This is a genomic window from Streptomyces luteoverticillatus (assembly GCF_003970715.1).
GTDB classification, from domain to species: Bacteria; Actinomycetota; Actinomycetes; order Streptomycetales; family Streptomycetaceae; genus Streptomyces; species Streptomyces abikoensis.
Genome location: NZ_CP034587.1, coordinates 6,072,012 through 6,088,227, shown reverse-complemented (window position 1 = coordinate 6,088,227; position 16,216 = coordinate 6,072,012). Strand labels below are relative to the sequence as shown.

At 69.8% G+C, this 16,216-nt stretch carries 8 protein-coding genes and 1 tRNA gene; 5 read left to right on the top strand and 4 right to left on the bottom strand.

The window, feature by feature from the left end; translation table 11 throughout:
* The first annotated feature begins 128 nt into the window (after positions 1-128).
* Positions 129-8,141, top strand: coding sequence for a type I polyketide synthase (locus EKH77_RS27115; RefSeq protein ID WP_126916892.1), 8,013 nt, complete (start codon positions 129-131; stop codon positions 8,139-8,141).
* 46 nt (positions 8,142-8,187) lie between these two features.
* Here EKH77_RS27115 and EKH77_RS33140 read toward each other — a convergent pair.
* From EKH77_RS33140 to EKH77_RS34035, 3 genes are all read right to left on the bottom strand, one after another.
* Positions 8,188-8,263, bottom strand: a tRNA-Leu gene (locus EKH77_RS33140).
* A 367-nt stretch (positions 8,264-8,630) separates the two neighbouring features.
* Positions 8,631-9,305 (bottom strand): cutinase family protein, encoded by a 675-nt coding sequence (locus tag EKH77_RS27110; protein WP_126916891.1) that lies wholly within the window; start codon positions 9,303-9,305, stop codon positions 8,631-8,633.
* Positions 9,306-9,436: 131 nt separating this feature from the next.
* A complete protein-coding gene (locus tag EKH77_RS34035; RefSeq protein WP_240667557.1) occupies positions 9,437-9,766 on the bottom strand; it encodes a hypothetical protein in 330 nt (109 codons plus the stop codon).
* A gap of 15 nt (positions 9,767-9,781) precedes the next feature.
* Here EKH77_RS34035 and EKH77_RS27105 point away from each other — a divergent pair, with 15 nt between their 5' ends.
* The 4 genes from EKH77_RS27105 to EKH77_RS27090 all read left to right on the top strand — a co-directional run bounded on the left by EKH77_RS27105 (position 9,782) and on the right by EKH77_RS27090 (position 13,829).
* A complete protein-coding gene (locus EKH77_RS27105) occupies positions 9,782-10,744 on the top strand; it encodes a site-specific integrase (RefSeq protein ID WP_240667556.1) in 963 nt (320 codons plus the stop codon).
* 168 nt (positions 10,745-10,912) lie between these two features.
* Entirely contained in the window at positions 10,913-11,806 is an 894-nt protein-coding gene (locus EKH77_RS27100) for a hypothetical protein (RefSeq protein WP_126916890.1), read from the top strand.
* Between the two features lie 168 nt (positions 11,807-11,974).
* Entirely contained in the window at positions 11,975-12,640 is a 666-nt protein-coding gene (locus EKH77_RS27095) for a transposase (protein ID WP_126916889.1), read from the top strand.
* Between the two features lie 238 nt (positions 12,641-12,878).
* Complete coding sequence (locus EKH77_RS27090; protein WP_126916888.1) at positions 12,879-13,829, top strand: PIN domain-containing protein; 951 nt, start codon at positions 12,879-12,881, stop codon at positions 13,827-13,829.
* A gap of 388 nt (positions 13,830-14,217) precedes the next feature.
* Here the strand turns inward: EKH77_RS27090 and EKH77_RS27085 are convergent, their stop codons facing one another.
* A complete protein-coding gene (locus tag EKH77_RS27085) occupies positions 14,218-15,597 on the bottom strand; it encodes a Shedu anti-phage system protein SduA domain-containing protein (protein ID WP_164737870.1) in 1,380 nt (459 codons plus the stop codon).
* Between the last annotated feature and the right edge of the window lie 619 nt (positions 15,598-16,216).

The window sequence follows — 16,216 nt, the reverse complement described above, 5'->3', positions numbered from 1 at the left end:
CTCACCCGCTGCCGGCCCTTGGGCGGCGTCTCGACGATCCCGGCCCGGCGGCGGTTGGGTCTGTCGGTGATGGGACACCCTTGGTTTCATGGAGTGGACCCACACGCCACGTCGCCGGAGGCGCCGAAATGACGGAGATCCGGGGCGAACTCATCCGCGCGTTGCCGGGCGTGCTGGAGGCGCACGCGGCCCGATCCGGAGGAAAGACCGCCTTCCTGGACGCGCGACGGGGCGTCACGTACCAGGAGTTGGAAGTGCGGACCCGTCGGCTGGCGGGACACCTGGTGCGCTTGGGGGTACGGAGGGGCGACCGGGTGGTGCTCCTCCTGGGCAACCGGGTGGAGACGGTCGAGGGTTTCTTCGCGGTTCTACGGGCGGGGGCGGTGGGTGTTCCGCTCGATTCCGGGGCGGCGGACGTGGAGCTCGCCCACTTCCTCGACGACAGCGGAGCGGTGGCGGTGATCACCGAGCGGACGCTGCTGCCCCGGGTCTCGCGATTGGCCGCCGAACGGCCACGGTTGCGGTCACGGATCCTGGTGGTGGGCACGGAGGCCATGCCGCATGGAGCGGCGGCGGGCACGCACGTCTTCGAGCAGTTCGCCGGGGCGGACCCGGGACGCACGCCACGGGACGACCTCGGGCTCGACGAGGCGGCCTGGATCCTCTACACCTCGGGGACCACGGGCCGGAGCAAGGGGGTGGTCTCCAGCCAGCGCGCCGCGCTGTGGTCCGTGGCGGCGGCCTACGTCCCGTTCTGGGACCTGGGGCCGCAGGACCGACTGCTGTGGCCGCTGCCCATGTTCCACGCCTACGCGCACTCGTTGTGCTTGCTGGGAGTGGTGGCCGTGGGCGCGAGCGCGTACCTCCTCGACCGAGGCGCGAACGTCGCACAGGCACTCACCGAACAGCGGTTCACCATCATGGCCGGCGTGCCCGCCACCTACCGCCTGCTCACGAGCGCGGCCCGCGAAGCCTCCCTACGATCGCCGGCCGGCCTGCGTCTGTGCGTCACAGGAGGCGCGCCGTGTCCCCCGGAGCTACGGGCGGACGTCGAGGAACTACTGGGCGCCCCGCTGCTCGACGGCTACGGCAGTACCGAGACCTGCGGGAAGATCGCGGTCGAGCGGCTCGGTGGCTCAGGGGACGGCGGTCTGCCGGTGCCCGGCGTCGAGGTGCGGCTGACCGACCCCGCCAGTGGTGAGGATGTCGCCGACGGAGGCGAAGGAGAGATCCGGGTTCGCGGTCCCAACCTGATGCTCGGGTATCACGACCGCCCGGACGACACGGCACGGGCGTTCAAGGACGGCTGGTACCGCACGGGAGACCTCGGCCGCCGCGAACGGCACGGCGGGCTGCGCGTCACAGGTCGCGTCAAGGAACTGATCATCCGCGGCGGCGAGAACATCAACCCGGTCGAGGTCGAGAACGTGCTGCTCGCCTGCCCCGGCGTCGCGGACGGGGCCGTCGTCGGCAGACCGCACGACGTGCTGGGCGAGGTGCCGGTCGCCTTCGTGGTCGCCGAACCGGGGCACCGCGTCGACACCGACCGCGTACGTGCCCTGTGCCGGGAGCGGCTGTCGGGCTTCAAGGTGCCCGACGAGGTGTACGGGACCGACGCCGTGCCCCGTACCCCCTCCGGCAAGACCGACCGTTCCGCGCTGGCCCGGCAGCTGGCCGAGCGGCTGGGTCCGGCGCGCGAGGCCACGGCGTCCGCCCTGCGCCGGCGTCTGTCGGCGCTGTCCCCGTCCGGCCGGTCCGACGCCGTGCTGGGTCTCGTCCTCGCCGCGACGGCGCGGGCGAGCGGCGTGCCGGAACGGGGCCTCGCACCGGACCGGCCCTTCACCGCCTTCGGGATCACGTCTCTCGGGGGTGTGGTGCTGCGTGACCGGCTGGGCACGGTCACCGGCCTGGAGCTGCCCGCGACCTTGGTGTTCGACCACCCGACGCCCGCCGCCGCGGCGGCGTTCCTGGAGGCCGGGCTACTCGGTGGCCCGGCCCCGGACGGCGGCGCGGCGCGTGTGCCTCCGGCCGAGCCGGTCGCCGTCGTCGCGATGGCCTGCCGGTACCCGGGTGGCGTGGCCTCGCCCGAGGACTTGTGGCGGCTGGTCGCGGACGGGATCGACGCGACCTCGGACGTCCCCGTCGACCGAGGATGGGACCTGTCCGGTCTCCACGACCCGGACCCCGACCGGCTCGGCACCTCCGTCACCCGGCGCGGCGGCTTCCTGCGCGGGGCGGCCGACTTCGACGCGGCCTTCTTCGCGATGTCCCCACGGGAGGCACTGGCCACCGATCCGCAGCAGCGGCTGCTGCTGGAGACCACCTGGGAGGTCTGCGAGCGCGCGGGTATCGACCCGGCGGCCCTGCGCGGCAGCGACACCGGTGTCTTCGTCGGTGTGATGCACGACGACTACGCCGGCCGTTTCCTGCACCGCGGCCCGCACGAGCTGGAGGCGGACCTCGCCCTGGGCTCGGCGGGCAGCGTGGCCTCGGGGCGCATCGCCTACGCCCTCGACCTGCGCGGGCCCACCGTGACCGTGGACACCGCCTGCTCGTCGTCGCTGGTGGCCGTGCACTCGGCGGCACAGGCGCTGCGGTCCGGCGAGTGCTCTCTGGCCGTGGCCGGGGGCGTCACCGTCATGGCCACCGCGGCCCCGTTCGTCGCGTTCAGCAGGCTGCGCGGCCTCGCGCCGGACGGCCGGTGCAAACCGTTCTCGGCCGCCGCCGACGGCACAGCCTGGGCGGAGGGCGCCGGAGTGGTCCTGCTGGAGCGCCTCTCCGACGCCCGGCGCAACGGCCATCCGGTGCTGGCCGTCCTTCGCGGCTCGGCGGTCGCTTCCGACGGCGCGTCCAACGGCCTGACCGCGCCGAGCGGCCCGGCCCAGCAGGAGGTGATCCGTCAGGCCCTCGCCGCCGCCGGCCTGTCCCCGGCGGACGTCGACACGGTCGAGACCCACGGCACGGGTACCGCGCTCGGCGACCCCGTGGAGGCCCGGGCACTGCAAGCCGTGTACGGGAGGGAGCGGCCCGGCGACCGGCCGCTGTGGCTCGGGGCGCTCAAGTCCAACATCGGGCACACCCAGGCCGCCGCCGGTATCGGAGGTGTCATCAAGACGGTCATGGCGATGCGCCACGGACGGCTGCCGCGCGTCCTGCACTGCGAGGAGCCGTCACCGCATGTGGACTGGGCGTCAGGCGCCGTACGGCTCCTGACGCGGGAGGAGGAGTGGCACCCGGCGCCCGGCAGCCCACGCCGGGCCGGGGTGTCCGCCTTCGGCATCGGCGGGACCAACGCCCACGTCCTCCTGGAAGAGGCCGTTGAGAACACCGCTGAGCAGGCTTCTCCCGAAAGGCCCTGGAGTACGGTGCCGCCGCTGCTGTTGTCGGGCGCGGATCCGCGGGCCCTGCGCGCGCGAGCCGGGCAGGTGGCGCACCTGCTGCGGGAACGACCCGAGCTGACCTCGCTGGACGTCGCTTTTTCCCTCGCCACGTCCCGGGCGGCGCTCACGCACCGGGCAGCCGTGACCGCGGGGGACCGCGAGACGCTGCTGAAGGCTCTGGACGCATGGGCGGCCACCGGTGACGCGCCGGGAAGCTCCGGGGCGGGGCCGATAGCGCCGTCCGGGCGGCTGGCACTGCTTTTCTCGGGCCAGGGCGCGCAGCGGCCCGGCATGGGCCGGGGACTGCACGCCGTCTTTCCCGGCTTCGCGGCCGTCTTCGATGCCTTGTGCGAACGGTTCGACGGCACCGGCGACCTGGAGAGGCCACTGCGTTCCGTGCTGTGGGCGGACGGGAACACCGGCGATGCCGCTCTGCTGGACAGGGCCGACTTCGCGCAGGCCGGGCTGTTCGTCTTCGAAGTGGCGCTGTTCCGGTTGCTCGAGTCCTGGGGCGTGCGGCCGCACGCCGTGGCCGGCCACTCCGTGGGCGAGCTGACGGCGGCTCACGTCACGGGCGTCCTGTCGGAGCCGGAAGCGGTGGAGCTGGTCGCGGCCCGGGGGCGGCTCATGCGTCAACTGCCCGGCAGCGGGACCATGGTGGCAGTGGAGGCGTCCGAGGACGAGGCGGCGGAAGAGCTGGCGGATCTCGCGCACCGTGTGGCGATCGCGGCGGTGAACGGTCCGCGGTCGGTCGTCGTCTCCGGGGAGGAGGAGGCCGTACGCGCCGTCGCGGCCCGGTTCGCCGGCCGCGGACGCCGCACCACGCGGCTGCGGGCCGCCCATGCCTACCACTCACCGCTGGTGGAACCGATGCTCGCCGAGTTCGGCCGCGTCGCGTCGGGAATGACGTACGGGAAGCCGCGCGTCACGGTGATGTCGACGCTGACGGGACGCCGGGCGGAAGGGGGCGATCTGCGCTCGGCGGCGTACTGGGTGCGCCACGCCCGCGAATCCGTACGATTCGGTGACGCGACGCGTCGTCTCGTCCACGACGAGCGGGTCACCGCCTTCGCCGAGGTGGGCCCCGACGCGCAGCTCACGACAGCTGCCATGAGCGGCGTCGCCGGGGAGCGCGAGGGGCCGATGTGCACGGCCACCGTACGAGCCGGCGTACCGGAGGCGGAAGCGGTCCTGACCGCGCTCGGCCGGCTGCACGCGCACGGTCTGCCGGTGGACTGGCCCCGGGTGTACGCGGGCAGCGGCGCCCGGCGGGTGGATCTGCCGACCTACCCCTTCCAGCGGCAGCGCTACTGGCTGGACGACACGGCCCCCGCGTCGGCCGACGGCGGACATCCTCTGCTGACCGGGACGACCACCCTGCCCGGCACGGAGCGCCTGCTGTGCACCGGTCACCTTTCCGTCGCGGCCCAGCCGTGGCTGCGCGACCATGTCATCGCCGGGCAGGTGCTCGTACCCGCCGCCGCGTTCGCCGAGATGGTGGTCCACGCGGGCGACGCGTGCGGGCTGGACGTCGTCGAGGACTTCGCGCTGCTGGCTCCGCTGCCCCTGCCCGGCACCGGGGACGGGGTCCAGGTGCAGGTGGTCCTCGGTGAACCGGACGCCTCCGGCCGCCGCACCGCGGACGTCCATTCCCGCCCGGGAGAGTCGGGCCCGCTCGGCGCCTGGACGCACCACGCGACCGGGCGGCTCGGCCCGGCCACCGGGCAGGGAGGGCGTGATCGCGGCGCTTCCGCGTGGCCGCCCCGGGGTGCCGTGCCCGTGGACCTCACGGACGCCTACGACCGCCTGGCCGACGCCGGTCACGCGTACGGCCCGGCGTTCCAGGGCGTCACGGCCGTCTGGCGCGGGCCGGACGAGGAAGTGTTCGCCGAGGTACGGCTGCCCGGGGCGACGAGCGCCGACGCCGGGCGGTACGGCATCCACCCCGCCCTGCTGGACGCCGCCCTGCACGCGTCACTGCTCGCCGCGCCGGCCACCGGGCCCGCCCGGATGCCCTTCGCCTGGCGCGGCATGAGCGTGTACGTGGTCGGTGCCACGGCGCTGCGCGTACGCGTACGCGCCACCGGCAGCGACACGGCCTCCGTGGACCTCGCCGACCCGGCGGGGAGGCCGGTGGCCCGGGTGGATTCCCTGACCGTCCGGCCGGTGCCGGAATCCGTCGCTTCCGCGGCCGCGGAAGCGAGCGCGGCCGGGCGGCTGTACGGCCTGCGGTGGGCCGGCATCCGGGCCGACGGCGACGGACCGCCCCTGTTCGTGGCGGAACCCGACGACCTCGGCCTGCGCTCCGTGCTCCCCGAGCCGCCTGCCGCACGGCGGAGCGACCCCGGGGCGGTGGTGCTCTCCCTGTCCGCCCCCTCCTCGGGCGCCGACCCCGTCGTGGCCACCCATGTGCTGACCGCACGTGCCCTGGCCGTGCTGCAGGCCCGCCTGTCCGTCCCGGCCGCGCCCGGATCGCGCCTCGTCGTGGTGACACGCGGCGCCACATCCACGGAGCCGGACCTCCCGGCCGCGGCGGTGTGGGGTCTGGTGCGTTCCGCGCAGGCGGAGTATCCCGGGCGCCTCACGGTCGTGGACATCGACGGCCGACCCGATTCGCTACGCCTGTTGCCCGCCGCCGTCGCCACCGGCGAACCCCAGATCTCCCTCGCGGAAGGAGCCGTACGCGTCCCCCGGCTGGCCGGCTCACCGACCCGGCCGGGCGGCTTTCCGGCAGACGGCACGGTCCTGGTGACGGGCGGCACCGGAGCCCTCGGGGGCCTGCTGGCCCGGCACCTCGTGGCCCGGCACCACGTCCGCCGACTCGTCCTCCTCAGCCGTCACGGCCTCCGGTCGGCTGCCGCGCGGCGGCTCGCGGCAGAGTTGGAGGAGTCCGGCGCCCGCGTGGACGTGATCGCGTGCGATGCCGCCGACCGCGCCCGGCTGGCCGCCGTCGTGACCACGTACGCGCACGAGCTGACCGCCGTCGTGCATGCCGCCGGGGTCCTGGACGACGGTGTGATGGAGGCCCTGACATCCGGGCGGCTTGCCGCGGTGCTGCGGCCGAAGGTGGACGCCGCCTGGAATCTTCACGAGGTGACGAGGCGTCTGCCCCTGTCCCGCTTCGTCCTGTTCTCCTCGGCGGCCGGACTGCTGGGCACCGCCGGCCAGGCCAACTACGCCCCCGCGAACGCCTTCCTGGACGCGCTCGCGTACCACCGCGCCGCCCTCGGCCTGCCGGCGCTCTCCCTCGCCTGGGGCCCGTGGGCGGGCGGGGAGGGCATGGCGGCGCGCACCGCCGGCCACGGCCAGGCCCTGGACGGCGTGCTGCGGGCCGTCTCCCCCGCACAGGGCCTGGCGATGTTCGACGCCGCGCTGGGCAGCGGCGAACCGGTGCTCGCCCCGCTACTGCTGGACCGTTCCCGGCGGGCGGGGACCGTCGGGCGCCCGGTGCCGCCGCCTCTGCGCGGACTGTTGCGCACAGCCCGTCCGACTGCCGGGGCGGGTGCGGGTGCGGGCGACGATGCCGGATTCGCGGCCGGATCCTGGCGGGAACGGCTCGCCGCGCTGCCCGGATCCGACCGGGCGACAGCCCTGCTGGATCTCGTCCGCGAGGAAGTGGCCATGGTGCTCGGCCATGCCGGCGCGGACGCCGTGGCCCCCGGCCGCCCCTTCGCCGAGCTGGGCTTCGACTCCCTGAGCGGGGTGCAACTGCGCAACCGTCTGAGTACGTTCACCGGTCTGCCGTTGCCTGCCACCGTCGTGTTCGAGTGGCCGAGCGCCGCCGAGCTGGCCGGCCATCTCCACCAGGAGTTGAGCGGCGCCATGCTCGAAGAGTCCGACACCGCCGGGCCCGCCGCCCCACGGACAACGGGACGGCCGTCGCAGACCCTCACCTCCCTCTACCGGCGTGTGTGCGAGACAGGAGACGTCGTATCGGCGATGCGCCTGCTGGTGACCGCCTCACTCGCCGTGCCCGTCTTCGAACGTGCCGACAGCGGCCGGCACGAGCTCGCGCCCCTCGAACTCGCGGAAGGCACAGCTGATCCCGTGCTCGTGTGCTTCCCCGGTTTCTCCCCCGCCCTCGGCAGGCCCTGGCACGCGGCCCTGGCCGCCTCCTTCGCCGGCGAACGGGACGTCCTCGAGATCCAGCACCCCGGCGTCGTCCACGGCGACGCGGTTCCGCGCGACTGGGAGACCCTCGTCGACCTGCATGCCGGCACGGTGCGCAAACACCTCGGCGACCGCCCGTACGCGGTCCTCGGCTCCTCGATGGGCGGTTGCCCGGCGCACTCGGTGGCCGCGCGCCTCGCGGCGACGGGCACACCACCGGTCGGCCTCGTCCTCGTCGACACCTACCACGTCACCCCCGACCTCGAAGACGAACCGTGGCTGCTCGCCCTGCCCGCCCGTCTCCCCCTGCGCATGGGCGAGCGGTTCGACACGGCCGTGGACGACATGTCCCTGGCCGCCCTCGGCGCCTACACCCGCATCGCCCGCGGCTGGCAGCCGGAACCGGCAGACGTCCCGACCCTGCTGATCCGCGCCGGCGAACCGCTGCCGAGACCACCCGCCCACGGCAGGCCGGGCACGGTGTCCGACGAGCCGCGAACCTCCTGGCCGATGCCGCACACCGCCGTGGACGTCCCCGGCGACCACTGGACCATGACCGAGGAGCACGCCCACACGACCGCGCAGGCGATCAGAGCATGGCTCGGCACACAAGATCGCCCGCCACAACGACGAAGGTCCTACCTCCAGTGATGGAGACAGGACCTCTGAGCTGGGAAGATCCCCGCTCGATCTGTCGGGACGGCGGGATTTGAACCCACGACCTCTTGACCCCCAGTCAAGTTGACACCTCATCAGGTGTACACAATATCCATCAAATGGGGTTTCTCGACGTGGGGTATTAGGGGCATCGTTCGATGGTGTGCGGATCGCGTGTCCCAAACTGGTCCCAAGCCCGAGTCAAGGGCAGGGGTGCCGCCGCAGCCGTCGCGGCTCACGCCGGGCATCTCAGGAAGATCTGCCACCACTGCCTCGCCCCCGGGAGTACCAGTGGTCTTCGCCGATCGGGCGCCAATCGGCGAGTGCCCCTTGCCCTCGAATCGCGGATCGGCGTTGGTGGTGTAGATCGCGCGTTGGCAAGCATGCCCAGCGGAATTCCGCTGCAAAGATGGTCCGGGTACCACCACGCCATCGCCATGGCGGTACCTCGGTTACGCACCCGCCCGACGGACCTTCCCGTGGTTACCAGGGATACCACGCGCCGTTGTACCACTGCTCGTTGGCGTCGTCGTTGTGGTGATCCATGTTGAAGTCCGGCCAGTAGTTGTCGTTGTGGTTCTTCGGGTAGGTCCCGATACCGGCGGATTCGTCGCAGATGTAGTCCCAGTAGCAGATCGACTTGACCGGTACGTTGCCGAAGTTCCGGTCAGTGCCTGCGAGCGGGAAGCCGACGAGGGGGCCCCACGGCGAGGTGCTGCCGTTGGTGCCGGGCCCGCCCTGACGCTTGGGGTCCGCGAGGAGAATCGCGTTGACGTTGCCGCCGAACGTCTGCCAGTTCTCGCTGATCCAGACGTGCACCACCGCGGCGCCCAAGGAGTACCCGCCCATCTTGACGTGCTGTCCCGGGCACGCGGCACGTTGTTCTCGGACCAGCCGGTTCAGCTCGTTGACGCCCGACCGGACGCCCAGGCCGGTGGGGATATCACTCATGTACCCCACGTGCTGCTGGATGTTGCCGGTGAAACGGTCGTTGTCCCACCTGCTCCACGTGCCCCCGACAACGATCGTGTACGTGCCCTCGCACGGAGCTGTTGCTGCCCGTGCTATTGCCGCTTGCGCCGTGGACCCCTGCGCCAGCGAAAGCCCGGATGTCAGCAGAAGAGCGGCTAACGCGGCCGCGATTCTTCCTCTTCTCATTCGATTCTCCCGATGTAGTGGGCCTACGCGTCTGCCGTCCGATGCGGTGCACGGTCGGTCGGCCGAGTTCATCGGACGACAGTGGCAGTGGCCGATGAAATCCCTGTGAAACCCGTGGTGCCCGAGCGGACTCACGCCAGGGGCGGGCTGGCGGAGGTCCCGGCGATGATCTCGATACGGCCGTCGGCGTTGGCACCGGACCCGGACCCGGACGTGCCGGGACCGAAGCTCTCCCAGTCCTGCCATACGTTCGGCGCCGACTGTGCCTTGCGGTCCACCCGGCCCTCGCCGGAGGCAAACAGTTCGAGCCGCCCGTCGAGGTCACGTGTCGCGGACAGCGTTTCCGGCACCACCGGCTCGACCACAACCCGGCCCGGCCCACGATCATCCCCCGGCCGGCCGCCGCCGAGCGCCGCATCTGGACGATCGATGAGGCTGTCGTCTTCCTGCGGTACTGCCATGCTGCGGACCCGCTCATGGCCGATCTCGTCGAAGTCCTCATCGGAACCGGCATCCGCAAGGGAGAGGCTCTCGCCCTGCGCTGGGAGAATATCGACCTGGACAAGCGTGTCCTCTATATACACACCCCTCTGTCCGCGATCGACAACAACCGCCTCGTGATCACGACGCCGAAGACCAGGAGCAGCCGCAACTGGGTCGCGATCTCCCGCCGCGTCGCCGACGACCTGCGACCTCGCAGAGGCGAACGATGCCCCTCCACCGCCGAGGGGCTCGAGGGCGCCTTCGTCTTCCACCGCGACGACGGACAGCCACTCCGCCCGGAGTACGTCCTCAACCACTTCCACTACCGCTGCCGGCAAGCCGGTGTTTCCCGCACCACGATCCATGATCTCCGGCACCTGTCGGCCACCATCACGCTCAACGCCAGCGTGCCGCTCACCGTGGTGTCGAAGACCCTGCACCACTCGACGCTCTCCACCACAGCGAACATCTACAGCCATCTGACCGCCCAGGCCGCCCGCGAAGCCGTTGACGTTATCGACAAAGTCCTCACCCGAGCCGACCGGCCACCCACTGCCCCACGGCCGATCACTACCCCGCGACCGCTCCGCGACCACATCCCCCAGCTGCACAACCAGATGACCATCATCAGACAGCCCACCAGGACCAGGGGTTACTCCACCCCAGCCCCAAGATCTCCAACACCTGCGACCGCCTTGCGACCACAAGCCGACACAAATCAGAAAGGCCGTCCCCGCATCATGCGAGAACGGCCTCCGACCTGCGAAAATCGCTGGTCGGGACGGCGGGATTTGAACCCACGACCCCTTGACCCCCAGTCAAGTAGACATCCCCCAAAAAGGGGCAATCGACACCAAAAGACGCTTCTCAAGGTTGGGCATAACGGATTCCGTTTGGCAGCGTGCGCACCGTGTGGTCCCAAACTGGTCCCACTGGATGAGCCTGGCGCAGCTTGACCCTCCCTGCCGCAGCGCGGCCTTGAAGCGGCCGCAACGCCACCACCCTCCCTTGCTGATGGCTTATCTCCGTTGTGCGCCCCGAAAGGGGCGGTACGCCGCCTCATGGCGCATGGGGCCTGTTATTAGCGGCAGCTCGCGCATCGACTTGTGCTGCACAATGCCCTTGTGTCACATCCGTCCATCACGGTCCTCGACGAGCTTCTCCGCAGTCTGGCCGTCGGGCCCGCACGCCGGCGGCAGCTCGGCATGGTGCGTCAGGAGCTGACCGTCGCCCTCGAGCAGCACCTGCTGCCCGGCGGAGCCCGAAGGGATCTACCGCAGCTCCTCGACGAGGCGGTCCTACGGCACTACGTCCAGGTGGCGAAGACCGGCGCGCTGCGCAGTCGCCTGGTGAACGGCGAGAAGCCGCCCACTTCCGGGCCGACGAACGCTGCCCGGCTGGCCTGCCTGACGATCATCCGCCGGTCGGCGGGACTGCCGGTCATCGCCCTGGAAACCGCCGGACCTGTCACGCTGAAGTCCGTACCCGAGAGCGAGCGGCTCGGAGCCCTGCGACGCCGGCTGCGACACGATCTGTCGAGGGTTCGGTCACCCGCTCACGCCAGGTTCATCGCCGTACTGGCGGTCGCACTCGACACCCGGGCCAGAGTGGGAGAATTGGTGGCCCAGCGCATCGACCACCTCTCAGGAAACGGTCGAAGCATCGACATCCTCCGCCGACCACAGCACGGCACGGACACCCCGCCACTCCGCGAAACCCTTCCCCTGTCCCCGCTGAGCCGGGATGCCCTCGACCGCTGGCTCCCCATCCGCACGGAACTGACCGAAACCCTCGAGGGCAGCGCCACAGCGCTGTGGGTCTCCCTCGCCCACAACCACGCCGGAACGCTGCACGACGACGGCTCATACACCCGGCGCCGCCAGGGCATGCCTCTGCAACAGCGCGGACTCATCCGCAGCTACAACAGCGGGCGCCATCGCTACGAACTCACGCACCTACTGCCACCAAAACTCGAACAACTACGTCGTGCCCTGGAGTCCGAGGTGGACATCGATTGATCCCGCAGCCGGTACACCCGCACCGATCACCTCGTGTTCAGTTGCGACCGATTGCCCTTGGTCTCCCGGCACAGGGGCTGGCGCCGGTGCCGGGCACAACATAAAGCGGACCCGCCAAGTGCGGGGCTCGCCGCCGGGCGCCGTCAGTGGCGGGTACCCCACCACACAATGAGCAGGATCGCACCACATCTTGGGGCGTGCGCCGGAGCACACGTACACACGGTCCGTCGGCCCCTGCTCAACGAGGAGACCCGAGCACTTGATGTCCTGGCCGACTCCGCCTATTCCACCGCCGCCCTGTGGGCGACGCTGACCGCGGCCGGGCACCGCCTTCTGATCAAACCGGCCGCGTTGAAGAAGGCCGTCACCGGCGGTTTCACCCTCGACGACTTCCGCATCGACGCGGCGGCCGGCACGGTCACCTGCCCGGCTGGCCACACCACCGCCCTGCTGCCGCCAGGCGGCAAACACCAGCAGCGCAAAGCCTGGTTCACTGCAAAGCAGTGCACCATCTGCCCGCTCAGGCCGCGGTGCACCACCGCCAAAGGCGGCCGCGTCGTCACCTGGCGCCCGCACCACCACCTGCAGGAAGCCGCCCGGCAGCAAGCCGCCGACCCTACCTGGCAGGCTGACTACCGCCGCTGGCGTCCCGCCGTGGAACGGACCATCGCCTGGCTCGTCCACCGAGGCAACCGCCGCTTGCCCTGCCGCGGCACCATCAAAGGCGAACGCTGGATCCGCCACCGGGCCGCCGCCCTCAACCTCCGCCGACTGATCAACCTCGGACTCGACCACCACAACGGAACCTGGACCCTCGCCCCAACCAGCCCCTGACCAGGCGCAACGGGCCACCCCGACCCATTGACCGAACGACCCAACTCCAACATCTTCACTGGATTTCTAGAGCGTGTCTGACGCGTCGCGTGACCGGGCTGCGCGGACGTCGTTCCGGGCGGTGTGGGGCGAGGTGATCTTTTGGATCGGGAGTGGGCCCGGCTTGAGCCGCACTTGCCGAGGAACACGGGGTGGGCTGCGGTCGTGGTGCAGCGGGCCGCGCTGGCAGGATCACCGCATGCTCATCACACCGCGCCCCGGCGCAGACCGGAAGAACATCCGGCAGGCCCTCAGCGGCGTCCACACCACGGCGATGAACCTGCGGCGGCCGTACGGCAGCGCCTTCGAGGGGTTGCTGGCGTATCTGGAGTGGGCCACGGAGTCTGCGCGAATGTTGCGCTCCCAGATCAGTGACCGGGATCTCGACCAGCTCGTGTTCACTGACCGCTACCGGGCGCTGCTGGGCAGCTGCGGCACGCTCGCCGGGACCGCCCAGCAGCGACTCGTGAACGGCTTGGTCCAACTTGAGGTCGCCGAACGGATCGAGGCGTTCGAGGCAGCCGTGGCTGCGCTGGATACGCGGATCGGCCGGTGGAGCCAGCGGGAGGTGTTCGTCGTGGCCGACTCCAGCTTCTACATCCAGAACGAGGTGAAGCTGGCCGACGTCGACCTGCACGAGGTGCTCGACGTGCCGCGCTGGCAGTTCGTGCGCCTGCTGTTCCCGATCGTGGTGGTCGACGAGCTGGACGACCTCAAGGACGCCAGCAAGCAGCGGGCCCGCTGGCGTGCCGCCCACACGCTCGGTCTCCTCGACGGGGTCCTCAAGGGCGACACCCACGGAGTCCTGCATGAGGGTGAGCACACTGTTCAGGACGGCGAGACCCGCGGCAGGGTCAATGTTGAGATCATCCTCGATCCCCCCGGCCACGTGCGCCTGGACCGCCCCGATGTCGAAATCATCGACCGGATGGTGGCCATCCAGGGCCTGGCCGGCCGCGACGTGCGGTTGCTGACGTGCGATACGAGTCAGCACACCCGGGGCCGGGCCGCCGGGCTGCGGGTGACCAAGGTGGCGACGAAGGACCCCGGGGATGAGCCGGACTGGTCGGCCCCGGACAGGTCAGGCAGTGGCGTACGCGCGCAGCGACGCGCCCGGCAGGCCGAAACCGAGGCCCCGACGGCCAGTTGAGAGTCAAGCACCGCGGCAGTAACACTGCGCTACACGCCACCTGGCGGTAGCTATACCGAGACAAGGCCACTTCGGAGCGTTCATCCTGGCGGAAATGGGAGTGCATGCCTCCGAGAGCGGCCACACGAAAGACCGTGTCCACTCGATCACGACGGCCATTGACAACGCACGGAAGGCCCTTCCTGCCTCAACCCCAGTCGTCCCTCTACTTGCACCGGGCCGAGGCCCTGTACGAGACGGGCAGCACAAGAAGGTGATGCTGCGCGCTGGCCATCTGGAGCGCGTCACCAGCTCCCTGGGGCTGTTGTGAAGGGTGTGATGCTTCGCGACACCGTCAGGACCAACTGCCTCACTGAAGGCCGAATCTCCGGGAAAGATCTGGATGGCTTTATGGTTGCCCTCCAACCCCGAGGGCTCGCTCTGCACTGTCCAAGAGATCGGCATACGTGAGTACCTGAACTCTCGATAGATGTGAGTTGTAGGAGCGGATCGTCTGCTCTACCTGCTTGCGCTCGATTTCCGTGCTGCCCTTACGGCCCGGATGCCCGATTACCACGATCCCACCGGCGCGGCGGTAGTCATAGCTGATCCCGAGATCGTTTTCGTGAACCGTCTGCAACCCCATGCCGGTTTCATCCATAGTGCGGAGGTAGTTCATACACTGACCAACAGCCTTGTGGACTTCACTGGAGACGATGAAGTGATTTCGGTGACGCTCAACGACCTTGCATTCTGGCCCCTTTAGCTCAACGATTTGAAGACTTCCGTCAGCGCACACAAGTGGGATGTCGTGCTGATCCAAAGGCATTAGATCGCGTCGCTCGGCGATGCCTACGTACTGTCCTCCGAAAACCCAGTACAGATCCTTGAGGGCCTTTTGCATGGTCGTTTCGTTGGACCCGCCGTCCAGAGCAAGTTTCTGGAGTGCGGCCACCGTCTTGCGGCGTTGGTTGATGACAGCGGCTTCTGCGGCTGAGAGGCCCTCTGGTGTCGAGACTAGCCCGGATACGACGTCGGCGATGTCGTCTCGCTGAGCGAGGAGGCGTCCGAACTCCACGGCGCTGACGGAGGATTCTTTGTTCAATTTCCGTAGCTGCGCGATTCGGTCTGCTGCGGACTGAATGAATTTTCTGTACCCCATATCGGGGCATGGCTCGCGGACGAAGCCGTCATTTTTTCGATCGAAGGTGAGGTAGCAGATGTTGCTATATGTGCCGTCCCCGATGAGTTCGCGGAAAGCGCTTGTATAGCGGTCCAGGACGCTTTGCGGGGCCGTCGTTGCTGCGGGGTCTTCAAGCAACTGATGCGGCCAACGTCGTGGTTTTGTGGTCTCCGTTGTCTCTTCAAGGACGAACATCCGGCCAATGAAGGGTGTGAGGTGTGCGACCGTCGATCTCCGGTACGACTGCAAGAGGCCGATGGAATCTGCTACAGCTTCGGAGATTCGGTTTCTGAAATTTGGCCCTGCGCCGGTGCCGGACTGGAACACTATTTCCATGGCGGCGATCGGAACGCCATTGTCTAGAACGACGAGGTCCCAGAGCTTACCGCTCGGCGAGTAGGCGCTAGGGAGGGACTTCCTCAGCTCCGTGTGGATGGAATCGGCGTCGACTCCGGCCCTTACGAGGTCATCCGTGATGAACTGCATGATGGGCTGCCAGGCTTGCCTGATGGATACTGCCCCGCCCTCGTCCGGGCGGCTGTAGTGGCGAGTCCAGCAGGCCCGGACCGCATCGGTTGCCGGATGTTGCGCATCTCTGTCGACCATGCAGGACATGTTGCCAGGGGGGTCTGACAGCGAACGTGCAAGGCTGACGGGCCACATGGGGCATGTGCATGCGCCCCAGACACCCGAGTCCGGCAGGAGGTTTCCACGTCCTGCCAAGTCTCACCTGGTCAGGCGCCATTGTCAGAGGCTTCTGGTATCCCACCCCCCATGGGACTTTCTCCTGAGCAACCGGCTGTCGTGTACGCGATGCACCACCCCGGCTATGGGGCGGTCAAGGCAGGGGTCTGCCTTGAGTCACGGCGGAGGATCCGCGAACACGAACGCCGCGGGTGGGTTCTGCTGGCCGACTTCAGCACCCCCACGGCCCTTGACGCCAAGGAGATCGAGCGGGTGGTGCTCGACAGTATTGCGACCCGAGTGTGGGAAGCGAGTGGCTGGGGCGCCCGCGGCATCGACGGCTTACCCGGACACGGCACTATCGCGGGTTGCCGTCACTGCGGGGCCCCGCCCGCCACTCCTCGTCTTCGGCTTCTGGAGGGAGCATTCCTGTCCCCGGATCAGATGCCTCAAGGTGGTCGCTCTGAGACGTTCGATGCTGGGCTTGTCAGCCCTGCACGCATACGACTGGCTTTGTACTTCGCCGAGATCGCACAGAGGT